We start from the raw sequence: 21850 nt of genomic DNA, 5'->3' as shown, positions 1-21850 counted from the left end.
TGACCGGCCAGCTCCGTCCTGACGGGCCAGCTCCGAGGTGCGTCAGGGTCAGCCGGTCGGGCCGGGGCGGCCCGCCGGGCCGTACAGCCGCTCCCGGGCCTCCTGCGGCAACGCGCATGCGGCGGTGCCGCCGGGCAGGCGGTGGCGGTTGCGGGCCACCCAGCGGTACGCGGGCCAGGCCGCGGCGCGTACCGGCGGGAAGCGCAGCCCGCCCCCGGCGACGCGCCAGAGCGGCCCACTGTCGCCGAGCAGCCGGGCGATGGCGTCCGGCCCGGCGGCACGGGATCCGTCGGCGCCCACCCACTGGACCGCCTCCTCGCACTCGGCCTCGGTCAGGCCCAGCGCCGCCAGGTCGGCGAACTGCCACGGGACCACCCGGGCGCCGGTGGGGATCCGGCGCTCGATGAACTGCGCGCAGCGGGTGCAGAAAGCGCAGTCGCCGTCGTAGACGAAGGTCGACGTCTCCATGCCTCCATCCTGCACCCGCGGCGGGAGCGGCGGCGGCCGGTGTCCGGCGCGTCACTTGCGCTTCGTTCGTACGCATGTTCGAATGGGACCCATGCGCTGGGACAACCTCTCCGCTCCCCCGGACGAGGGGACTCCCGACGAGGCAGCGCCGGCGGCTCCACCCCTGCCGCTGGCGCTGCCCGGCGCGGTGGCCCGCACGTTCGACACCCCCGAGTTCGCCGGCATGACGTTCTACGAGGTGCGGGCCAAGTCGATCATCAACCGGGTGCCGGGCCAGTCGCGCGTGCCGTTCGAGTGGACCGTCAACCCCTACCGGGGGTGTTCCCACGCGTGCACCTACTGCGTTGCCGGTGACACGCCGATCCTCATGGCGGACGGCCGGACGCGACCGATCAGCGAGCTGACCGTCGGCGATCGCATCTACGGCACCGAACGGCGCGGCGCCTACCGCCATTACGTCGTCACCACCGTGCGCGACACGTGGTCGACGGTGAAGCGGGCCCACCGGATCACGCTCGCCGACGGCACCACGCTTGTGGCCAGCGGCGACCACCGCTTCCTGACCGAACGCGGCTGGAAGCACGTCACCGGCGGCATGCGGGGTGGCGGGCGACGCCCCCACCTGACCACACGCAACCGCCTGCTCGGCACCGGTCGGTTCGCCGTCGCGCCGAAGCGGTCCACCGACTACCGCCGGGGCTACCTCCACGCGCTGGTCCGCGACGCCGGCCGCCAATTCCCTCTCGACGACGCTGATGCCGCTGACCTGCGCCGCCGCTTCCGACTGGCCACCACCGAGCCGGAGGTCTTGGAGCGCGCCGGGCGCTTCCTCGCCGACGCCGGGGTCACCGTCGAGTGGATCAACGGCGGGGTCGCCCGCCGGTCCACGACGGCTCGCACGGCCGAGCCGGCCGCCGTCGAGAGCGTCGCCGTGCTGGCCCGCCCGCCGGACGAGCCGACCGACGACTGGTGGCTCGGATTCCTGGCCGGCATGTTCGACACCGCCGGCAGTTGCCGGCGAGGCGTGTTCCGGATCGGCGTCGCCGACGACGGGAGCCGGCGCCGCACGGCCGCCGCCCTCGACCGGTTCTCCTTCCGGTGGGCGCTCGACGAACCGGGCAACCGCAACGCCGCGCGCCAGGTCCGGCTGACCGGCGGCCTGCCGGAGCGGCTCCGCTTCTTCCACCTGACCGACCCGGCGGTGACCCGGAAGCGCTCGATCGAGGGCACGGCGCTCAAGTGCGCGGCGCGGCTCCAGGTGACCGCCGTCGAGGATCTCGGCTTGGAGCTGCCGCTGTGGGACATCACCACCGGCACCGGCGACTTCATCGCCAACGGGGTGGTCAGCCACAACTGCTTCGCCCGCAACACCCACACCTACCTCGACCTCGACGCCGGGGCGGACTTCGACCGCAAGGTGATCGTCAAGGTCAACGCGGGCGAGCTGGTCCGCCGGGAGCTGGCCGCCCCGCGTTGGCGCGGCGCGCACGTCGCCATGGGCACCAACGTGGACTGCTACCAGCGGGCCGAGGGGCGCTACCGGTTGATGCCGCCGATCCTCGCCGCGCTGCGCGACTTCGCCAACCCGTTCTCGATCCTCACCAAGGGCACCCTGCTGCTCCGTGACCTGCCGCTGCTGCGGCAGGCCGCCGAGGTGACCCGGGTCGGGCTGTCCTACTCGGTCGGCTTCGTGGACGAGACGCTCTGGCGGCTGGCCGAGCCGGGCACACCGAGCCCGCGCCGCCGGCTCGACGCGGTTCGCCGGCTCACCGACGCCGGCTTCCCGGTCGGGGTGCTGATGGCCCCGGTCCTGCCCGGACTCAGCGACGACGAGGAGTCGATCGATGCCACCGTGGCGGCGATCGCCGCCTCCGGGGCCGCCGACGTCACCGCGTTGCCGCTGCACCTGCGCCCCGGCGCGCGGGAGTGGTATGCGCGTTGGCTGGCCCGCGAGTTTCCGCACCTGGTGCCCCGCTACCGACAGCTCTACCAGGCCGGCGCGTACGCACCGGACGCCTACCAGCGGGAGGTGACCGCCCGGGTGCGGATGGCGGCACGCCGGCACGGGCTGCACCGGGGCGAGGTCGGCGACAACCGCCGGCTGCCCGACGCCTCGCCCGCTGCCCCGGCCGCCGAGCAGCTCTCCCTGCTCTAGCGCGGCGCGCGTTAGGCTCGGGTGATGCGTTCCGCCCAGCAGCTTCTCGCCGAGTCCGCCGTGATCGCCGTCGTCGGGGCGTCCCGTGACTCGGGCAAGGCCGCGCACCGCGTGCCGCTGGAGATGCAGCGGCACGGCTGGCGGATCATTCCGGTGAACCCGACCGTGGACGAGCTGTTCGGCGAGAAGGCATATTCGACGCTTGCCGACATCCCGCACCCGGTCGATCTGGTGGACGTGTTCCGCCCGGCGCGGGACGCGGTCGAGGTGGTCCGGCAGGCGGTGGCGATCGGCGCGCCGGCGGTCTGGTTGCAGCTCGGGATCGTCTCCGCCGAGGCGCGCCGGATCGCCGAGGAGGCCGGCGTCGACTACGTCGAGGATCGGTGTCTCATCGTCGAGCGGGCCGCCGCCGGCCTGACCCGGCGCGACTGACCGCGCTCGGCTGCGGCTCGGGGCCGAAGAGCAGGTCGAGCTGGGCGTCGAGGGCGGCCAGCGCGGTCTCCGGCGGATAGTGCCCGCCGAGCAGGTGAATGCCGAGCCCTTCCATCACGGCGAGCAGCCCGACCGCGGCCCGTTCCGGATCCACCCGCCCGTCGGTGGCGAGCGGCGATCCGGCGGCGAGCTGACCGGCCACGAAGGCCCGCAGCGCGGCCGTGTCGTCGTGCAGCGCGGCGGCCACGTTCGGCCGGACCGCGGTGTACGCGAGGAAGGCCAGCGCCACCCGGCCGTCCGCCTGTCGCGCCTCGTCCAGGGGCAGCAGCTCGGCAAGCATGGCCCGCAGCAGCGCCCGGGGCGCGGGCGTCGGGCCGAGCGCCTCGACCGCCCGGCGCACCCGGGCCTCGTTGCGCTCGCTGACCACGGCGAGCGCGAAGACCATCATCTCGTCCCGGGTACGGAAGTAGTGCTGCACCATCCCGGCGCTGACCCCGGCCGCGGCGGCGACGTGCCGCAGGCTGACGGCTTCCAGCCCCTGTTCGGCCGCGACCCGCATCAGCGCGTCCGCGATCAGCGCCCGGCGTTCCCGGTGGTCGACCCGCTTCGGCATGCCTCCATGCTTTCACAATACGACTGCATTGACTCGTACGGCGAACGCCTTTACATTACGACTGTATTGAGAAGAGGAGGCGGAGCGATGTGGCGGTTGGCGCGACGTGTGGTGGCGTACGAATGGGGCATGTGGCGCAGCCTCGCCCGATGGGTGCTGCGTCGCCCCTACCCGGTGGCGCCGGACGCGGCGACGTTCGCCTACGTCGGCGGCGTGCAGCCGATCCTGCTGGCCTTCCTCGTCCTGTCCACGATCGAGATCCCGATCCTGGACGTGATCCTGCGACACACAGTCGACTCGCCGACGATCCGGCACGCCGCGATCGGGATCGGCGTCTGGGGCGTGCTGTGGATGGTCGGGCTGATGGCCAGCCTCCGGCTACACCCGCACGTCGTCGACGGCACCGGCCTGCGACTGCGCAACGGGACCTCGCTCGACCTCACGATCCCGTGGGACGCCGTCGCCGGGGTGTCGGTGCGCCGGCGGTCGCTGACGTCCAGCCGCGCGTACCGGTACGACGAGGACGACCCGACGGTGCTCAACCTCGGCGTCGGCAGTCAGACGGCGGTCGACCTGGTGCTGCGGGAGCCGCGATCGGTGCCGCTGCCGAACGGGCCGAGCACCGGAGTCCGGGAGATCCGGCTGTACGCGGACGACCCGGCGGCGCTTGTCGACCACGCCCGGCGGCAGCTCTCCGCCGCTGACCACGTCACGCGCCGCCCGAAGCGTTAAGAAGGGGCCCCGCCTCTACCGGAAACGTTAAGCGGGGGCCCCGCCTTACAGCTTGTACTGCTTGAGGAGGCCGCGGGAGATGATGGTCTTCTGGATCTCCGAGGTGCCCTCGCCGATCAGCAGGAACGGCGCCTCGCGCATCAGGCGCTCGATCTCGTACTCCTTCGAGTAGCCGTAACCGCCGTGGATGCGGAACGCCTCCTGGACCACCTCGGCGCAGTATTCCGAAGCGAGCAGCTTGGCCATGCCGGCCTCGACGTCGTTGCGCTGGCCGGCGTCCTTGAGCCGGGCCGCGTTGACCATCAGGGAGTGCGCGGCCTCGATCTTCGTGCCCATCTCGGCGAGCTTGAACGCGATCGCCTGGTGCCGGGCCAGCGGCTGGCCGAACGTCCTGCGCTGCTGGGCGTACGCGACCGCCAGCTCGAACGCCCGGATCGAGATGCCGCAGGCGCGGGCGGCGACGTTGACCCGGCCCACCTCGATGCCGTCCATCATCTGGTAGAAGCCGCGGCCGACCTTCTCCTCGCCGCCGAGCACGCTCGACGCGGGGACGGTGACGCCGTCGAGCACCATCTCGGTGGTCTCGACGCCCTTGTAGCCCATCTTGTCGATCTTGCCGGGGATGGTCAGCCCGGGCGCGGTCTCGCCGAACCCGGGCTCCTTCTCCAGCAGGAACGTGCTCATGTTGCCGTAGACCGAGTCAGCCCCGGTGTCGGTCTTGACCAGGGTCGCCACCACCGCGGAGTACGCCCCGTTGGTCAGCCACATCTTCTGTCCGTCGAGGACGTAGTTGTCGCCCTGACGGACGGCCCTGGACTTGATCGCCGAGACGTCCGAGCCGCACTCCGGCTCCGACATGGAGAACGCGCCGCGCACCTCGCCGGTGGCCATCCGGGGCAGCAGCCGGGCCTTCTGCTCGGCGGAGCCGTGCTGGGAGATCAGGTACGCCACGATGAAGTGCGTGTTGACGATGCCGGAGATCGACATCCAGCCCCGGGACAGTTCCTCGACCACGAGCGCGTAGGTGAGCAGCGACTCGCCCAGGCCGCCGTGCTCCTCGTCGATGGTGAGGCCGAACAACCCCATCTCGCGCATCCCGTCGAGGATGTCGGTGGGGTACTCGTCGGCGTGCTCCAGCCGCTGCGCGTGCGGGATGATCTCCTTGTCGGCGAACTCCCGCACGGTTTCCAGGATCGACCGCTGCACGTCGGTCAGGCCGGGTGTCTGGGCGAGTCGGGCCATGTCAGCCTCCGGGGTCGGTGCATTACTCATGGGTAACTGAACGCTCGGTAAGTATCGGCCCCGGGGCCGGCCGCGCCAAGGTGACCGGTCCACACAACCACTGTGAAAAGGTTCACCGCTGCCTGTAGCGTCCGCAAGAGAGAGGGCGGTTGACCTGCGATCGAGAGGGCGCGAGCGTGACCGACGAGCAGCCACCGTCGCCGTACGAGCGACCGTCGCCCGACGAGCCGCCGGCACACGGCCAGCCGTACGGGCAACCGCAGTACGGGCAGCAACACCCGCAGTGGGGACAGCAGCCGCCGTACGCCCCGCAGCCGCCCTACGGTCAGTACGGTCCGTCGGCCGAGGGCCCGCGACCGTCCGGCGGCCCGAACGTGCTCGCCATCCTGTCGCTCGTCTTCGCGTTCGTCTTCGCCCCGGCCGGCATCGTCTGCGGCCACCTGGCCAAGCGGCAGATCCGGCAGACCGGCGAGGAGGGCGACCAGCTCGCCACCTGGGGCCTGATCCTCAGCTACGTCTTCACCGCGCTCGGCCTGCTGGCCTGCTGCGGCTGGATCGGCCTGGCGTTCTGGGCCAGGGCGGACAACAACGGCTGGTGACCGTCAGCGGAACTGCGCCTCCCGCACGCTGTTGCCGCCGTCGACCACGAGCATCTGCCCGGTGATGTACGACGCGGCCGGCGAACAGAGGAACGCGATCGCCGCGGCCACCTCGTCCGGCGTGCCGGGGCGACCCACCGGCGTGCCGTGGCCCTGCTTGATCTCCACCATGGTGGACGCCGCGGTGTGGATGATGCCCGGCGCCACCGCGTTCACCGTCACCCCGTCGGCGATCATCTCCATCGCCAGGGCCCGGGTCAGCCCGACCACGCCTGCCTTCGCCGCCGCGTAGGCGGCCTCGGTGGGCAAGGCGTTGACCGGCCCGGCGGTGGCCGCCAGGTTGACGATCCGCCCCCAGCCGCGCTCGGACATGCCGTTGATGAACGCGCGGCTGGACAGGAACGCGGTGGTCAGGTTGCGGTCGATCTCGCCGCGCCACTCGTCGTACGTCAGCTGGGCCACCGGCCGCAGCACCTCGGGACTGGCGCGGCTGGCCAGACCCGCGTTGTTGACGAGCACCTCGACGTCGCCGAGCTGCTCGGCGACCGCGTCGGCGAGCGCGCCCACCTCGGACTCGTCGGTGAGGTCGGCGACGAAGCCGGTCACCCCCAGCTCGCCGGCGCGGTCGTGGATCCGCCTGGTGGTCGACACGATCGCCACCCGGGCGCCCAGGTCGGCCAGCCGGCGTGCGGTCGCGTACCCGATGCCGTCCGCACTGCCCGCGCCGGTGACCAGGGCGACCCGGCCGTCCAGCCGCATGGTGGCGGTCTCCGGGAGCGGTTCGGCCCGGTCCTGGTCGACGGCGCCCGCCGACTCCCCGCCGCGCGGGCGGCGAACCGACCCCGGCCGGCTCATGTCCCGTCGCGACCGACCCCCACGTGCGTCAAGTGCCATGCCGAAGATCCTGCCCGCTGTGGACCTTCCGGGCAATGCGGCACCCGGAACTCCGGTCCACCGGGTTACGCGGCGGTGGCTACCCTGACCGGACCACGCCTCTGGAGATGAAACTGATGACCTATCCCCCGCCACCCGGTGGTTGGCAGGACCCCGCGGGGGCCGGCCCGCACTCGACCCCGCCGGCCGACCCCTACGCGCCGCCGGACCCGTACGCGGTCGCCAAGTCGCCCTACGCGCCGCCCGGATACCCGTCGCCCGGCAGCGACCCGTACGCGGTGCCGGTCGGATACCCGCCGCCGTACCCCGGATACGTGCCGCCGAGCCGGACGAACACGCTTGCCATCGTGGCCCTGGTGCTCTCGCTCGTCGGATTCACCTCCTGCATCACCGCGCCGATCGGCGCGATCATGGGCCACGTCGCCCGCAAGCAGATCCGGGAGACCGGCGAGCAGGGCGAGGGCATGGCGAAGGCGGCCATCATCGTGGGCTGGATCCTCACCGGCCTGCTGGTCGCGCTGATCATCTTCTACATCGTGATGATCGTGATCGCCGTCAACTCGGGCAGCTCCAGCAGCTACTGACGCGACCGGGCCGCCCCCGCGCCGGGGGCGGCCCGGCGCACGGTCACTGCGCGGGCGGGGTGAACGAGGAGGTACGCGTCATCCCGGCGGCCCGCCCCTTGGCGGCGATCACCAGCGCCATCTTGCGGGACGCCTCGTCGATCATCTCGTCGCCGAGCATCACCGCGCCGAGCTTCCCGCCCGCCTCGGACGTGGCGTAGTCGTACGCGTCGAGGATCAACTCGGCGTGGTCGTAGTCGTCCTGCGCCGGCGAGTAGACCTCGTTCGCCGCGTCGACCTGACCGGGGTGCAGCACCCACTTGCCGTCGAAGCCCAGCGCCGCCGAGCGCTTGGCCACCTCGCGGAACGCGTCGACGTCCCGGATCTGCAGGAACGGACCGTCGATGGCCTGCTTGTCGTGCATCCGGGCGGCCATCAGGATCCGCATCAGGATGTAGTGGTAGGGGTCGCCCGGGTAGTCCGGAATCAGCGCGCCGACCACGAGCGACCTCATGTTGATCGAGGCCATGAAGTCGGCCGGGCCGAAGATGATCGTCTCGATCCGGGGCGACGCGGCGGCGATGGCGTCCACGTTCACCAGCCCGGCGGCGTTCTCGATCTGCGCCTCGATGCCGATCCGACCCACCTCCAGGCCGAGCGTCTTCTCGATCTGGGTGAGCAGCAGGTCCAGCCAGTGCACCTGCTCGGCGTTCTGCGCCTTCGGCAGCATGATGCAGTCCAGGTTCGCCCCGGCGCCCTCGACCACCTCGATCACGTCGCGGTAGGTCCACGGCGTGGTCAGGTCGTTCACCCGGACCACGCGGGTCTTGCCGGCCCAGTCCCCCTCGTTCAGCGCGGCCACGATGTTCTTGCGCGCGTCCGGCTTGGCCAGCGGGGCGACCGCGTCCTCCAGGTCCAGGAAGACCTGGTCGGCGGGGAGGCCCTGGGCCTTGCCGAGCATCTTGACGCTGGAGCCGGGTACCGCGAGGCAGGACCGGCGGGGACGACCGACAGCGGTCATGGATGCGCTCCTTCCCGCGTCCGGCGGCGACACGCCGACGCGGCGGTGGATGTCGAGAACTTAACGATCCCAAAGGACGGGCTACGCCACGGTAACCTCGTGCCGTGACCGGGGTGAATGGACCTGTGGAAGATCTCACTGAGCGGCGGATCGTGGTGGTGACCGGCGCCAGCTCGGGCATCGGGCTGGCCGCCGCGGTGGAGCTGGCCCGCCGCGGCGACCAGGTGGTGCTTGTCGGCCGGGACCCGGCGCGGCTGCGCGCCGCCGGGGAAAAGGTACGCGAGTCCTGCGGCGAGCAGCCGGAGCTGTTCCGGGCCGACTTCGCCGTCCTCGACGACGTACGCGGGCTCGCCGAGCGACTGCGCGCCGGCTACGACCGGATCGACGTGCTGGCGAACAACGCCGGCGCGATCGTGCTCGAACCGATCACCACGGTCGACGGCTTCGAGCTGAGCATGCAGGCCAACCACCTCGCCCCGTTCCTGCTCAGCAACCTGCTGCGCGACCGCGTCCGGCGGATGGTGGTGACCGGCTCCGACGCGCACCGCAGCGGCGTGCTCGACCCGGGCGACCTGAACGCCGCGCTGCGCCACTACCGGCCGTTCCGCGCGTACGGCACCAGCAAGCAGGCGAACATCCTGTTCACCGCCGAGGCGGCCCGGCGTTGGCCGCAGGTCCCGGCGTACGCGTTCCACCCCGGCGTGGTGAGCACCCGCTTCGGCAACGAGAGCCGCCTGGTGGCGTTCGGCATGCGGCTGCTGCCGTTCCGCACCCCGGAGAAGGGCGCCGAGACGCTCGTCTGGCTCGCCCGCCAGGACCCGTCCCGACTGGTCAGCGGCGGCTACTACGTCGACCGTAAGCCGCACCGGCCGCGTCCCAAGGCGGCCGACCCGGCGCTCGCCGCCCGGCTCTGGACCGCGAGCGCGAAGGCAGTCGGCGTCGAGGGTTGAGGGGCACCGCGACGGTCGGCCGACTGGGACACTCGACGCCATGACGACGGGGAACGAGGTCCTGCTGGTCGCGCTTGTCGACCTGAGCGCCGACGCCGAGGCCGGCCGGCGGTACGAAGACGCCGTGCTGGCCCTGCTCGACCGGCACGGCGGGCGGCTGGAACGGCGGCTGCGCACCGGCGACGGGGAGACCGAGGTGCACGTGATCCGGTTCGCCGCGCGGGCCGGGCTCGACGCGTTCCTGGCCGACCCGGACCGCGCCGCGCTCCGCGCCGACCTGGGCGACGCCGCTCCGACCACCCGGGTGCTCGAGGTCCGCGACGTCTGAGGCGTCACCGCGCGACGTGCACCGGGACGCTGGTGACCACCACGCCGGGCAGCGCCCGCAACGCGGCCCGCAGCCGCTGCTCGGCCCGGCTGTGCAGCAGCCGGTGCCGGCGTCGGCGCAGCACCACCTCCGGCACGATCACGGTGAGCGTCAGCTCCGGGCGGGCGGCGTGCAGCGCCTCCAGATAGTGCGCCAGCGGCCCGATCACCGAACGGTACGGCGACACGATCGTCTCCAGCCGCAGGTGGTCGCCCCAGGCCCGCCACTGCTCCCGGAACCGGTCCGCCTCGGCGTCCTCCGGCGCGATGTGCACCGCCAGCGCCGGCCGGCCCAGTGACGCCGCGTACGCCAGGGCACGCAGCGACGCCCGGTTGAGCCGGGCCACCGGTACGACCACCAGGTGGCGTACCTGCTGGGGCAGTTCCTCGCCCTCGACGGGCCCGGCGGGGCCGGGCGGCGGCGGATGCAGCGCGAGCGCGCGGTGCAGCGTGGCGTAGTGCCGGTGGATCCGCCGGAACAGCAGCACCAGCAGCGGCACCGCGACCACCACCACCCAGGCGCCCTCGGTGAACTTGGCGACCGCGGCCGTCAGCAGCACCAACCCGGAGAGCGTCGCGCCGACCGCGTTCACCACGAGCCGGCGGCGCCAGCCGCGCCCCCGCCGGCGCCGCCAGTGCACCACCATCCCGGTCTGCGACAACGTGAAGGCGAGGAAGACACCTACCGCGTAGAGCGGGATCAGCCGCTCGGTGTGCCCGCCGAACGCGACGAAGACCGACGCGGCGGCGAGCGCCAGCGCGACCAGGCCGTTGCTGAACGCCAGCCGGTCGCCCATGTGCAGGAAACGGCGCGGCGCGTGGCCGTCCCGGGCCATGAAGAACAGCAGCCGGGGAAAGTCGTTGAACGCGGTGTTCGCCGCCAGCAGCAGGATCAGCGCGGTGGTGGCCTGGAGGATCGCGTACCACGGGCCGGTCGGGAAGGTGACCCGACCGAGCTGGGACAGCACGGTCTCGTCCGCCCGGGGCACCAGGCCGTCGAGGTGGATCAGCCCGACCAGGCCGGCGAAGAGCGTGACGAGCGTGACGAGCGTCCAACCCAACGTGGTACGCGCGTTGCGCCACTCCGTCGGGCGGAACGCCGGCACCGCGTTGGAGACCGCCTCGATGCCGGTCATCGACACCGCGCCGGAGGAGAACGCGCGCAGCACCAGCAGCAACCCCAACCCCTCCGCGGCGGGCACCGCCGGCGGTGGCGTCGGCGCGAACCCCCGCGCCGCGGCCTTCGCGTAGCCGACCGCAAGCACCGCGAGAACCACCGCCACGAAGGCGTACGTGGGCAGCACGAAGATGTTGCCGGCGGTGCGTACGCCACGCAGGTTGCCGGCGAGCAGCCCGACGATCACCAGCACCCCGAGCGGCACCGCCCACCGGGTGATCCCGGGCACCGCCGAGGTGACCGCGTGCACGCCGGCGGCCACCGACACCGACACGGTCAGCACGTAGTCGAGCATCAGCCCGGCTGCGGCGGCCAGTCCCGGCGTACGCCCCAGGTTGTCCCCGGCGACGAGGTACGACCCGGCGCCGTGCGGGTAGGCCGGGATGGTCTGCCGGTAGGAGAGCCCCACCCCGACCATCAGCACCGCCAGCAGGGCGGCCAGCGGCAGGGCGAGCCCCAGCGCGGCGCCGCCGGCAAGCACCAGCACGGCGAGCATCGCCTCCGGCCCGTACGCCACGGAGCTGAGCAGGTCCGACGAGAGCACCGGCAGCGCGACCAGCTTGCGCATCCGCTCGTAGAGCACGGAGCTGCTGGCAAGCGGCGGGCCGACAACTGCCCGGCGCAGTCGGGCGGCCACCCGGCCGGCCCGGCCGCCGGGCAGGTACGCCGGCCCGGTGGCGACCAGTTCGTCCGGCTCCGCCACGGTGAACAGGTCGATCGGGGTCAGCCGGCCGAACCGGGTCGGCCGGGGACGGTGGTCGTGTCGACCCAGCGTCGGGTCGACGGGCAGATCATCCGGGCGGCGAGGGCCGCGCCAGCGCGCGCCGATCCGGCCGAGCGCGGCCCGTTCCTCGGCGTCCAGCGGCGGGAACTCGGCCGACGGCGTGACGACGGTCCCCCGCTCCTCCGCGTCGTCCCGGCCCGCCTCCACCCTCCGCACTTTCGTGCAGACCGACCCGTCCGGTGAGCGGAATCAGTCGACGGTGACCGGATCGAGCAGGTCGAGCACACCGGTGAGGGAGGTCAGCGCCGGCCCGTCCCATCCGTGGTCGGCGTTGAAGACCAGATGATCGGTGAGGTCCGCGGCGGCCAGCCGGACGGCGCGCAGGCCCACCCGCTGCGCGCCGGTGAGTTCCTGGCTGCCGCCGTCCCCCACGTAGAGGCAGTCGGCCGGGGCACGGCCGAGCCGGTGACAGGCGGTCAGGAAGAGCGCCGGATCCGGCTTGCAGACGCCGACCCGCACCGAGAAGACCCGGGTGTCGAGCAGCGGCGCGACGGCGAGCTGCGGCAGGAATGCCGGCAGCTCGTGCGTGCAGTCGCTGACCAGCCCGGTCCGTACGCCCCGGCGGCGCAACGCGGCCAGCACGGGCACCGCCTCCGCGCGCAACCGGGTGTCGGCCCGCACCGCCCGGTGGCGGGCGGCGACGGCGGCCCGTACCGCGGCGTCCGAGGGGCGTACGCCGACCTGGGCGCAGACCCACCGCATGGTCGACTCGGCGTCGCCGAAGAACCCGCTGGCGCGTTCGTAGTAGCTGCCGTTGAGCACCTCGACCAGCGCCTCGGTCGAGCAGCCGAGCTGCTCCGCGACGGCGCGGTGGGCGTCGCCGCGCCGGACGCCGTGGGTGAGCGTGCCGAAGAAGTCGAACAGGACCGCGTGGAACCTGGGCATGGGGAGATGCCTCCGGTCGTCGAGCGGATCGCCGGAACGCGCATGATCGTAACGTGCCCATCACTCCCGGTCGCCCCCCGCTCGACGCGCTGACCCTCGGCGCGCTCGCGCTCGCGGTCGCCGCCATCTCGTCCTCCGCGCCGCTCGTGGCGTTCGCCGCCGCACCCGCCCTGGCCATCGCCTTCTGGCGCAACGTGCTGTCGGTGGCGGTGCTCGGTCCGGTCGCGGTGACCCGCCGACGGGCCGAACTCCGCGCGCTCACCGTCGGGCCGGGTCGCCGGGAGGGGCTCTACTGCGTACTCTCCGGGGTCGCACTGGCCGCCCACTTCGCCACGTGGATGCCGAGCGCGAAGCTCACCTCGGTCGCCGCCGCGACCGCGCTGGGCGCGACGCAGCCGGTGTGGCAGGGCCTGATCGCCCGCGGGCAGGGGCGGCGGCTGCCCGCCGCGGTCTGGGCCGGCATCGCGGTGGCGGTGCTCGGCGCGGCGCTCGCCACCGGCGCCGACGTCGCGGTCTCCGGCCGCGCGTTCGCCGGTGACCTGTTGGCCGTGGTCGGCGGCGTGTTCGCCGCCGTCTACACCGCGTTCGGTGAACGCGCCCGGGCCAGCGTCAGCACGATCACCTACACCACCGTCTGCTACGGCGTCTGCGCGGTGCTCCTGCTTGTCGTCTGCCTGATCGGCGGGGTGCGGTTGCACGGCTACGACGGCGGGACCTGGTTGGCCATCCTGGGCATGGTGGCCGGTGCCCAACTGCTCGGCCACTCGATGTTCAACTACGCGCTGCACCGGGTCTCCGCGACCACGGTCAGCGTGCTGATCCTGCTGGAGGCGCCGGGCGCGGCCCTGATCGGCTGGGTCTGGCTGGGCCAGTTGCCCCGACCGCTCGCCCTGCCGGGGCTGGCGCTGCTGCTGGCCGGCGTCGCTGTGGTCGTGCTCGGCGGTGCGCGCGCCGGGCACCGCCCCGAGCCGGCCGCCGTGCCCGCCGACACCGCGCCGCCGCGCGGCTGACCGCCACGCCGCCGCGCCGCCACCGAACCGACCGCCACGCCGGCACCCCACCGGCCGGCACCCGACCGGCCGCCGCGCCGGCACCCGACCGACCACCGCGCCGGCACCCGACCGGCCGCCGCGCCACCAGGCGGGCCGCGACCTCGCAGCGGTCAGCGGCGGCGGACCCGGTGCAGGCGGAACGGCTTGCGGACGGCCCGGACCACAGGCGCCGGCCGGGGCTGCTCGGCAAGCGCGCCGGCCGGCAGGTCGGCGCCGGTCACCGCCGTGCCGGCCGGGGTCAGCCGGCTGAGCGCGCAACCCTCGGCCGCCCACCGTGCCACCAGGTCGACGGCGGAACCGGAGGCGTTCAGCCGCTTCGCCGCGACAAGCGGCGCGGTGGTGTCCCACTCCTCGGTGCCGGGCCGCAGCCGGGTCACCCGGGCCGACCAGGAGACGATCCGGCCGCCGTGGTCGCCGCGCAACGTCACCTCGGCCGCGTCGCTGTCGGCCAGCCCGGGCGCGGCCTGTTCGCCGGGGCCGGTCACCACAAGCAGCGAGCCGTCCAGCGGCAGGCACCACAGCGCGTACGCCGGGCCGTCACCGACGCTGGCCCAGCACACCGCGGCCTTCTTCACCGCCTCGTCCACAAGCGCCGGCGTCACCCGCTCGTCCACCTCGTCGCTCACCCGCCCATCCTCCCGCATCCCCCGCGACGACGCGCGCGGCTCGCCTCCGCGTCGACGGCCCGACCCGCCGTTCCCCACTCCCCCGGCAACCCGGCACGCCCTCACCGTCCCGTCCCGCCCACGGCCGGCACGCCCACGGCCGGCACGCCCTCACCGTCCCGTCCACGGCCCGTCCACGGCCGAGCCCGGTCGACCCCGAAGCCCACGGCCCGCACGGCCTCGGGGAGTGCGACGACACGCCCGCTCAGCGCCTTTCGAGCTGATAGCAGAAACGACTCAGCCGAGTCGCTGACATCGCGCCGTCGACGACCGAGCCGCGCGAGAGCACCAACGACTCAGCTCGAAAGGCGCTGACGACCGAACCAGCGCCCAACCGACCGAAAGCGCAACAGGCCCAAGAGAGCGGCCCGGGCGGACGAACAGTCAGGCGCGAGGGCGGCGGACGGGAGCGGCTCAGCCGATGAAGGGCGGGACGGCGATCTCGCCGCGGGCCACCGGCATCACCTGCCCGGAGACGGTCGCGCCGACCGCCGAGCCGCCGGCCGCGGTCACGGTGCAGAACAGCGACGACGGCCGGTTGATCTCGATGCCCTGGCGCACCGCGTACGGCGTCCGGCCCTCGCCGGGCAGCAGCCCGCTGGCGACCAACCAGACGCCCAGGCCCAGAGCGGCCGAGCCGGTGGCGGGGTCCTCCGGCACGCCCAGCCCGGGCACGAAGACCCGGGCGTGCGCGGTCTGCGAGTCGGCGTCCCAGGAGAAGAGGCTGACGTGCTCCACGCCGTACCGCTCGGCCGCCACCGCGTTCAGCCTGGCCCGGGCCACCGCGTCCGGGCGTACCGGAAGGTAGGGGAATTCCAGGCCGCAGCCGGCGACGCGCGGCGGCGGGCCGGCGTGGTCGGCCGCGGTGAGGCCGGCGATCTCCAGCAGCGGCTCCGGGTCGAGTTCCGGGCCGAGCGTCGGCGAACCCCCGGTCAGCGTCGCGCTGGTCGCGGTCACCTCGATGGGCAGCACGCCGGCGCCGCACTCCTGGGTGACCCTGCCCACACCGAACACGCCGCGCCGGCTCGCGGTGACCGCGGCGCCGACGCTCGGATGCCCCGCGAACGGCAACTCGGCGGTCGGGGTGAAGATCCGGGCCCGGTACGTCGCGCCGGCCTGCGTGGGCACCAGCACGAAGACCGTCTCGGACAGGTTGAACTCCAGCGCGAGCGCCTGCATCTGCTCGGTGGCGAGCCCTTCCGCGCCGAACACCACGGCCAGCGGGTTGCCGGCGAACGGGCGGTCGGTGAAGACGTCCACGATCTCGTAGGCCAAGGTCGACATGTTGTTAGAGAGTAGGCCCTTAGGCTGGTGCCCGTGAGCACGCCGAACCGGGTCTACATCGCTCGACTCGCCGGAGTCGCCGTCTTCGACCCGAACGGCGACCAGGTCGGCCGGGTCCGGGACGCGGTCGCCCGGATCCGTGCGACTCAGCGACCGCCGGAGGTGGTGGGGTTGGTCGCCGAGATGCCGATGCGGCGACGCATCTTCCTCTCCATCAACCGGATCACCTCGATCGACCCGGACGCCGTGGTGCTCGGCAGCGGCACCCTCAACTTGCGCCGCTTCGAGAAGCGTCCGAACGAGTTGCTGGTCCTCCAGGAACTGCTCGACCGGCGGGTCCATCTCGACACCGGGCCGGCCGGCTCGGTGGTGGACGTGGCCATGGAGTGCAGCCGCGGCGGCGAGTGGGCGTTGACCCGGGTCGCCGTCCGCGAACAGACCAACCGACTCACCCGCCGCGGCCACCTGCACCAGGTCGAGTGGGACCGGGTCCACGGTCTCGGCGCGGTGGGCGACAACCGGGGTACGGCCAACCTGCTCGCCGTGCTTGAGGACATGCGCCCGGCCGACCTGGCCAACGCCCTCCAGGACCTGCCGGACGCCCGGCGCAACGAGGTGGCCGCCGCGCTTGACGACGAACGCCTGGCCGACGTGCTGAGTGAGCTGCCCGAGCGCGACCAGGTGGAGATCCTGGCCGCGCTGGACCGGGAACGGGCCGCCGACGTGCTGGAGGAGATGGACCCGGACGACGCCGCCGACCTGCTCAACGAGCTGCCCCCGCCGGAGCAGGACGTGCTGCTCGACCTGATGGAGCCGGACGAGGCCGACCCGGTACGCCAACTGCTGCGCTACGCCTCCGGCACCGCCGGCAGCGTGATGACCTCCGAGCCGGTGATCCTGCCGCCGGACGCGACCGTGGCCGAGGCCCTGGCCCGGATCCGGGAGCCGCAACTTCCGCCCGCCGTGGCCGCGCAGGTCTTCGTGACCCGCGCCCCGCTGACCACGCCGACCGGGCGCTACCTGGGTATGGTGCACTTCCAGCGGTTGCTCCGCGAGCCCCCGGCCGACCTGCTCGGCGGGATCGTGCTCAACGACATCGACCCGCTCCGCACGTCGACCCCGCTTACCGAGATCACCCGCCGGATGGCCACCTACGACATGGTGGGCATGCCGGTGGTGGACCGGAACAACCGGCTGGTCGGCGCGGTGACCGTGGACGACGTGCTTGATCATTCCCTGCCGCGCGACTGGCGGGACCGGGACGCGGCGCCGACCCCGTCCGCCACCGACGACGGGATCGTGGACGATGACTGAGCAGCGACGCGGCGAGCGGCTGGACCAGCCGCGCGCCCCCCGGGGCCTCCACCTGCCCCGGATCGACGCGGATTCGTTCGGCCGCTGGGCCGAGGGCATCGCCCGGGGGATGGGCACGGCCAACTTCCTCGTCTACATGACCCTGATCCTCGCCGCCTGGTTCCTGTGGAACACGCTGGCCCCGGCGCACCTGCGCTTCGACCCGTACACCTTCACGTTTCTGACGCTTGTGCTCTCCCTCCAGGCTTCCTACGCGGCCCCGCTGATCCTGCTCGCGCAGAACCGGCAGGCGGACCGGGACCGGGTCTCGCTCGACGAGGACCGGCGGCGGGCCACCATGCAGAAGGCGGACACGGAATACCTGGCCCGGGAGATCGCGGCGCTGCGGATCGCGATGGGGGACGTGGCGACCCGTGACTTCCTCCGTTCGGAGCTGGCCCGGCTGGCCGAGGAGCTGGACGAGGCGGCGGAGCGGCGGCGCAAGCTGGAGCAGCGGCGGCAGGAACGGGAGGCCCGGCGACCGGCCGGCGGCGACCCGCTCGACGAGCCCCGCGACGAGCTCGACGGTGACTACGCCCACGACGGTCGCTACGAGAGCTGAGCCGGCACCGACGTAGCATTACGGGCATGTCAGCACCCGTCAGCACCATCTCCGACGCGATCCAGGCCGCGCTGGCCACCGTCAACGACCCGGAGATCCGTCGGCCGATCACCGAGCTCGGCATGGTCCGCTCCGCCGAGCGGGACGACGACGGCGTGGTCCGGGTGGAGCTGCTGCTCACCGTGGCCGGCTGCCCGCTGAAGGACAAGCTCCGCAGCGACATCACCGCCGCCGTCGGCGCGGTGCCCGGCGTCAGCCGCGTCGAGATCATCTTCGACGTGATGAGCCCGGAGCAGCGCCAGGAATTGCAGTCGAAGCTGCGCGGCGGCGGCACCGCCGAGCCGGTGATCCCGTTCGCCCAGCCCGGCTCCCGGACCCGCGTCTACGCGGTGGCCAGCGGCAAGGGCGGCGTCGGCAAGTCGAGCGTCACGGTCAACCTGGCCGCCGCGCTGGCCGCCCGCGGCCTGTCGGTCGGTGTGGTGGACGCCGACATCTACGGCCACTCGGTGCCCCGGATGCTCGGCGCCGAGGGCGCGCCGACCCGCGTCGAAGACATGATCATGCCGCCGCAGTCGCACGGCGTGAAGGTCATCTCGATCGGCATGTTCACCCCCGGCAACGCGGCGGTCGTCTGGCGCGGCCCGATGCTGCACCGGGCGTTGCAGCAGTTCCTGGCCGACGTCTACTGGGGCGACCTGGACGTCCTCCTGCTCGACCTGCCCCCGGGCACCGGCGACATCGCGATCTCGGTGGCCCAGCTGCTGCCGAACGCGGAGATCCTGGTCGTCACCACCCCGCAGACGGCCGCCGCCGAGGTGGCCGAGCGGGCCGGCGCCATCTCGCTGCAGACCCACCAGCGGGTGGTCGGTGTGATCGAGAACATGTCCTGGCTGGAGCTGCCGGACGGCTCCCGGATGGAGGTCTTCGGCGCCGGTGGCGGCGCGACGGTGGCCGAGTCGCTGACCCGGACCATCGGCGCCCAGGTGCCGGTGCTGGGGCAGATCCCGATGGACACCCGGGTCCGTGAGGGCGGCGACGCGGGCCAGCCGATCGTGCTGGCCCAGCCGGACGCGCCGGCCGCGAAGGCCATGTTCGAGATCGCCGACCGGCTCGCGGTCCGCCGCGAGTCGCTGCTCGGCAAGCCTCTAGGCCTCAAGCCCACCACCCGCTAGACCCGGTCCCCGCTCCCCCGCCACCGCCCCTTCCCGGTCCACCGGGGAGGGGCGGTACGCGTCTCCCCCCTCCGCGTCGATCATGAAGTTGGCGGTCGCCGGATCGGCGTGTCGCGCCGTCAACTTCATGATCACGCGCCACCGCCCCGGGTGGGGTGGGGTGGGGGTGGGTCAGGTGGCGTCGTCGTAGGAGGGGCGGGGGGCGGGCGGGGTGTGGGTGGGGGCGGCGGGGGTGGAGGCGGGGGTGGCCGGGCTGGTCACCGCGGGGCGGGGGGCGGGGGTGCGCAGGTCGGCCGCCCTGGCCACGTCCTTCAGCTCGTCGTGCACGCCGGTGACGTCGGAGCGCAGGTTGTCGTACATGCTCTGGAGCGGCTTCCGGATCGCCTGCTCGTCGTCCTCGCTGAGCAGATGCTTGCGGATGAACGCCTTGGGGTGCAGGTCCTCCAGCTGAATGTCGGTGCCCAGCTCACGGCTCAGGTCGCCGGTGGCGTTACGCGCCATGTTCCGCAGGTTGCGGACCATCCGGAGGCCGTCGCTGATCACATTGGGAAGCCGGTCCCCGAAGATCAGCAACGCCAGGAGCAGCAGGACGCCGACCTCCCACATGTTCAGGTTCTCGAACACTCCGGCCTCCTCGTCCGTGTCAGGGCAAGACTACGCACGTGAGGGGACCTCCGGGGAGGGGGTGACCGGTCCTCACTTCGCGTCCGCGGCGAGCGTCACCGACGCGTTCTGCCGGGACGACCCGCGCCGGTACTCCACCGTCACCACCGAGCCCGGCGCGTACTTGCGCACCAGCGCCACCAGGTCGGTCTGGTCGGTCATCGGATGGCCGTCCAGCCGGAGCACCACGTCCCCGGTCCGCATCCCCGCCGCCGCCGCCGGCCCGGCCGGCTCGACGGCGTTGAGGCGGACCCCGCCGCCGGTGGCGCCGGTGCCGCCGACCGAGGCGCCGATCACCGTACGCCGGGCCTTGCCGGTGCCGATGATTTCCTCGGTGACCCGTTTCGCCTGGTTGATCGGGATGGCGAAGGCGAGGCCGATGTTGCCGGCCTCCTGCCCGTCGGCCACCAGCGATTTGATCGTCGAGTTCACGCCGACCACCCGGCCGCCGCCGTCCACGAGTGGGCCGCCGGAGTTGCCGTGGTTGACCGCGGCGTCGGTCTGGATCGCCGCGTAGTAGCGGGTCGGGCCGCCCGGCTCGCCCGCCTGCATGGTGCGGTCCAGCGCGCTGACGATGCCCGCGGTGACGGTGTTCGCGAGCGACAGCGGCGAGCCCATGGCGAGCACCGGATCGCCCACCGCGAGCGCGTCCGAGTCGCCGAACTGCACCGGCGTCAGTCCGCTGCGGGTCACCTTGATGACCGCGATGTCCGACTCCGGGTCCTGCCCGACCACGGTGCCGGCGGCGGTGCTGCCGTCGTTGAACAGCACAGTGGCCTTGCCCGGGCCGTCCGCGACCACGTGGTCGTTGGTGATGATGTGCCCGTCGGTGCTCACCACGAAGCCGGAGCCCTCGCTGGTCCCGCCGAAACTGGCCACCCGGATGGTGACCACGCTGGGCAGCACCCGCTCGGCGACCCCGGCCAGTGACTCGGGTTTGCGCTGGGCGAGCGCCGGGGCCTGGCCGGTCTGCGCGCCGAGCGTCGGCACGTCCCCGCCGCGCAGGAACGCGTAGGTCAGGGCGCTGCCGAGCGAACCGGCAAGCAGCGCGGAGATCAACGAGATCAGCACCACCTGGCGCAGCCCCGGCCGGGTCGGCTGGTCCGGATCGGTGACCGGCTCCGGCTCACCGGACCCGGCGGGCGCGGCAGCCGGCACCACCACCGCCGCGGGCGCGTACGGATCCCGCCACGGGTCGGCCAGCGCGTCGGACCACCAGGGCGACGTCGTACCGCCCCCGGCGCCCTGCGGCGGCTGCCCGGGTGACGGGCCTCCCCCCGGCGCCCCGGCCCCGCCGGGCTGGCGCCAGTCCCAGCCGTCGGTCACGTCCGTGCCTCCCACTTTCGTCCCGCGCGTCCCACGCCGGACGCCGGCGGAGCCGGACGACCGAGACGCGCGGGACCCATCCAGGATTGCACGAACGGCACGGGTGGAGTCAGGGGTTGCCCCCCGTGATCGTCCGACGGCCGACTCGCGGCTGCGCGGGTACCGGCCCGGCTCTACGCTCACAGTGCCCACCCGACCCCTCGCACCAGCCCCGCACCCGGAGGTGTCCCATCGCCACGGTCGCCGGTCACGGCAGTTCGACGGCCCAGGCGCTGCAGTTCGCCGAGTCGTACGTCACCGAGGACATCGTGCTGCGCACGGCCCGCGCCCTCGCCTACGAGGTGGGCGTGGAGGCGGTGACGCCCGGCGCCGGCGCCGCGCTGCGACTGCTCGCCGCCGCCGGCAACGCCCGCGCGGTGGTCGAGATCGGCACCGGCACCGGGGTCAGTGGCGTCTGGTTGCTGCGGGGCATGCGCCCCGACGGCGTGCTCACCACGATCGACGTGGAGGTCGAATACCAGCGCATCGCCCGGCGGCTGTTCCAGGAGGCGGGCGTCCCGTCGGGGCGTACCCGGATCATCACGGGCCGGGCGCTCGACGTGCTGCCGCGCCTCGCGGACGGCGTCTACGACCTGGTCTTCGCGGACGCGGCGGCGACCGGCTTCGCGGCGTACGTGGACGCCGCGCTGCGGCTGCTGCGCCCCGGCGGGGTGCTCGCGCTCAACGGCGCGCTGGCCGCCGGCCGGATCGGCGATCCGGCCGCACGGGACGTGGAGACGGTCACCGTGCGGGAGACCATCAAGGCCATCCGCGAGTCGGAGCACTGGGTGCCCGCGCTGCTGCCGGTCGGCCACGGCCTGCTCGCCGCCGTGAAAAGCTGAGGCCAGCCCGG

23 protein-coding genes are annotated in these 21850 nt (G+C 73.3%); 12 read left to right on the top strand and 11 right to left on the bottom strand.

The window, feature by feature from the left end:
- Nucleotides 1–48: 48 nt before the first annotated feature.
- Nucleotides 49–468, bottom strand: coding sequence for a DUF393 domain-containing protein (locus O7613_RS29410; RefSeq protein WP_281585094.1), 420 nt, complete (start codon nucleotides 466–468; stop codon nucleotides 49–51).
- Here O7613_RS29410 and O7613_RS29405 point away from each other — a divergent pair.
- Together O7613_RS29405 and O7613_RS29400 are read left to right on the top strand one after the other, a co-directional pair.
- The gene (locus O7613_RS29405; protein ID WP_348775392.1) at nucleotides 467–2623 is read left to right on the top strand and encodes an intein-containing Rv2578c family radical SAM protein; all 2157 of its coding nucleotides are present in this window, start codon (nucleotides 467–469) and stop codon (nucleotides 2621–2623) included. The genes O7613_RS29410 and O7613_RS29405 overlap by 2 nt on opposite strands.
- A 24-nt stretch (nucleotides 2624–2647) precedes the next feature.
- Entirely contained in the window at nucleotides 2648–3055 is a 408-nt protein-coding gene (locus O7613_RS29400) for a CoA-binding protein (protein WP_282291126.1), read from the top strand.
- Here the strand turns inward: O7613_RS29400 and O7613_RS29395 are convergent.
- Nucleotides 3012–3668 (bottom strand): TetR family transcriptional regulator C-terminal domain-containing protein, encoded by a 657-nt coding sequence (locus tag O7613_RS29395; RefSeq protein ID WP_281585097.1) that lies wholly within the window; start codon nucleotides 3666–3668, stop codon nucleotides 3012–3014. The two genes, O7613_RS29400 and O7613_RS29395, sit on opposite strands and share 44 nt — an antisense overlap.
- 87 nt (nucleotides 3669–3755) lie before the next feature.
- On the opposite strand from O7613_RS29395, the gene O7613_RS29390 reads away from it, so the two are divergent.
- Entirely contained in the window at nucleotides 3756–4400 is a 645-nt protein-coding gene (locus tag O7613_RS29390) for a hypothetical protein (RefSeq protein ID WP_282291124.1), read from the top strand.
- Between the two features lie 45 nt (nucleotides 4401–4445).
- Here O7613_RS29390 and O7613_RS29385 read toward each other — a convergent pair whose 3' ends face one another.
- A complete protein-coding gene (locus O7613_RS29385; RefSeq protein ID WP_282294643.1) occupies nucleotides 4446–5642 on the bottom strand; it encodes an acyl-CoA dehydrogenase family protein in 1197 nt (398 codons plus the stop codon).
- Between the two features lie 176 nt (nucleotides 5643–5818).
- Here O7613_RS29385 and O7613_RS29380 point away from each other — a divergent pair, with 176 nt between their 5' ends.
- A complete protein-coding gene (locus O7613_RS29380) occupies nucleotides 5819–6241 on the top strand; it encodes a DUF4190 domain-containing protein (protein ID WP_281585100.1) in 423 nt (140 codons plus the stop codon).
- Between the two features lie 3 nt (nucleotides 6242–6244).
- On the opposite strand, the gene O7613_RS29375 is transcribed toward O7613_RS29380, so the two are convergent.
- Nucleotides 6245–7135, bottom strand: a complete 891-nt coding sequence (locus O7613_RS29375; RefSeq protein WP_282291122.1) for an SDR family NAD(P)-dependent oxidoreductase — start codon at nucleotides 7133–7135, stop codon at nucleotides 6245–6247.
- A 116-nt stretch (nucleotides 7136–7251) separates the two neighbouring features.
- On the opposite strand from O7613_RS29375, the gene O7613_RS29370 reads away from it, so the two are divergent.
- A complete protein-coding gene (locus O7613_RS29370) occupies nucleotides 7252–7719 on the top strand; it encodes a DUF4190 domain-containing protein (RefSeq protein WP_282291120.1) in 468 nt (155 codons plus the stop codon).
- A gap of 43 nt (nucleotides 7720–7762) precedes the next feature.
- Here the strand turns inward: O7613_RS29370 and O7613_RS29365 are convergent, their stop codons facing one another.
- Nucleotides 7763–8719, bottom strand: coding sequence for a CoA ester lyase (locus O7613_RS29365; protein WP_281585103.1), 957 nt, complete (start codon nucleotides 8717–8719; stop codon nucleotides 7763–7765).
- A 125-nt stretch (nucleotides 8720–8844) separates the two neighbouring features.
- Between O7613_RS29365 and O7613_RS29360 the strand changes: the two genes are divergently transcribed.
- Entirely contained in the window at nucleotides 8845–9669 is an 825-nt protein-coding gene (locus tag O7613_RS29360) for an SDR family NAD(P)-dependent oxidoreductase (RefSeq protein ID WP_282291118.1), read from the top strand.
- 40 nt (nucleotides 9670–9709) lie between these two features.
- Nucleotides 9710–9997 (top strand): hypothetical protein, encoded by a 288-nt coding sequence (locus O7613_RS29355; protein WP_281585105.1) that lies wholly within the window; start codon nucleotides 9710–9712, stop codon nucleotides 9995–9997.
- A 4-nt stretch (nucleotides 9998–10001) separates the two neighbouring features.
- Here O7613_RS29355 and O7613_RS29350 read toward each other — a convergent pair whose 3' ends face one another.
- The gene (locus O7613_RS29350; protein ID WP_282291114.1) at nucleotides 10002–12143 is read right to left on the bottom strand and encodes an APC family permease; all 2142 of its coding nucleotides are present in this window, start codon (nucleotides 12141–12143) and stop codon (nucleotides 10002–10004) included.
- A 42-nt stretch (nucleotides 12144–12185) separates the two neighbouring features.
- Entirely contained in the window at nucleotides 12186–12881 is a 696-nt protein-coding gene (locus tag O7613_RS29345) for an HAD family hydrolase (RefSeq protein ID WP_281585107.1), read from the bottom strand.
- Between the two features lie 53 nt (nucleotides 12882–12934).
- Between O7613_RS29345 and O7613_RS29340 the strand changes: the two genes are divergently transcribed.
- Nucleotides 12935–13891: a DMT family transporter gene (locus O7613_RS29340; protein WP_281585108.1), complete on the top strand. Its 957-nt coding sequence runs from the start codon at nucleotides 12935–12937 to the stop codon at nucleotides 13889–13891.
- A gap of 152 nt (nucleotides 13892–14043) precedes the next feature.
- Here the strand turns inward: O7613_RS29340 and O7613_RS29335 are convergent, their stop codons facing one another.
- Entirely contained in the window at nucleotides 14044–14577 is a 534-nt protein-coding gene (locus O7613_RS29335) for a hypothetical protein (RefSeq protein ID WP_281585109.1), read from the bottom strand.
- A gap of 435 nt (nucleotides 14578–15012) precedes the next feature.
- Nucleotides 15013–15882, bottom strand: a complete 870-nt coding sequence (locus tag O7613_RS29330; protein WP_281585110.1) for a PhzF family phenazine biosynthesis protein — start codon at nucleotides 15880–15882, stop codon at nucleotides 15013–15015.
- 33 nt (nucleotides 15883–15915) lie between these two features.
- Between O7613_RS29330 and O7613_RS29325 the strand changes: the two genes are divergently transcribed.
- Genes O7613_RS29325 through O7613_RS29315 form a run of 3 tightly spaced genes read left to right on the top strand, consistent with a single transcriptional unit; the run spans nucleotide 15916 to nucleotide 18969 of the window.
- Nucleotides 15916–17196 carry a CBS domain-containing protein gene (locus O7613_RS29325; RefSeq protein ID WP_281585111.1) on the top strand — a complete coding sequence of 427 codons (1281 nt, stop codon included), beginning with the start codon at nucleotides 15916–15918 and terminating at the stop codon, nucleotides 17194–17196.
- On the top strand, nucleotides 17189–17797 hold the full coding sequence (locus O7613_RS29320; protein ID WP_281585112.1) for a DUF1003 domain-containing protein: 609 nt from the start codon (nucleotides 17189–17191) through the stop codon (nucleotides 17795–17797). The genes O7613_RS29325 and O7613_RS29320 overlap by 8 nt, the downstream gene beginning before the upstream one ends.
- 26 nt (nucleotides 17798–17823) lie before the next feature.
- Nucleotides 17824–18969, top strand: a complete 1146-nt coding sequence (locus O7613_RS29315) for an Mrp/NBP35 family ATP-binding protein (protein ID WP_281585113.1) — start codon at nucleotides 17824–17826, stop codon at nucleotides 18967–18969.
- Nucleotides 18970–19140: 171 nt separating this feature from the next.
- Here O7613_RS29315 and O7613_RS29310 read toward each other — a convergent pair whose 3' ends face one another.
- Nucleotides 19141–19593, bottom strand: coding sequence for a preprotein translocase subunit TatB (locus O7613_RS29310; protein ID WP_282291112.1), 453 nt, complete (start codon nucleotides 19591–19593; stop codon nucleotides 19141–19143).
- A 72-nt stretch (nucleotides 19594–19665) separates the two neighbouring features.
- Entirely contained in the window at nucleotides 19666–20973 is a 1308-nt protein-coding gene (locus tag O7613_RS29305; RefSeq protein WP_282291110.1) for a trypsin-like peptidase domain-containing protein, read from the bottom strand.
- Nucleotides 20974–21266: 293 nt separating this feature from the next.
- On the opposite strand from O7613_RS29305, the gene O7613_RS29300 reads away from it, so the two are divergent.
- A complete protein-coding gene (locus O7613_RS29300) occupies nucleotides 21267–21839 on the top strand; it encodes an O-methyltransferase (RefSeq protein WP_282291107.1) in 573 nt (190 codons plus the stop codon).
- The last annotated feature ends 11 nt before the right edge of the window (nucleotides 21840–21850 follow it).

The sequence above is a fragment of the Micromonospora sp. WMMD975 genome, from assembly GCF_029581215.1.
GTDB lineage: Bacteria > Actinomycetota > Actinomycetes > Mycobacteriales > Micromonosporaceae > Micromonospora.
The sequence above is the reverse complement of the archived record's forward strand: the minus strand, read 5'-3'. Positions and strand labels throughout refer to the sequence as shown.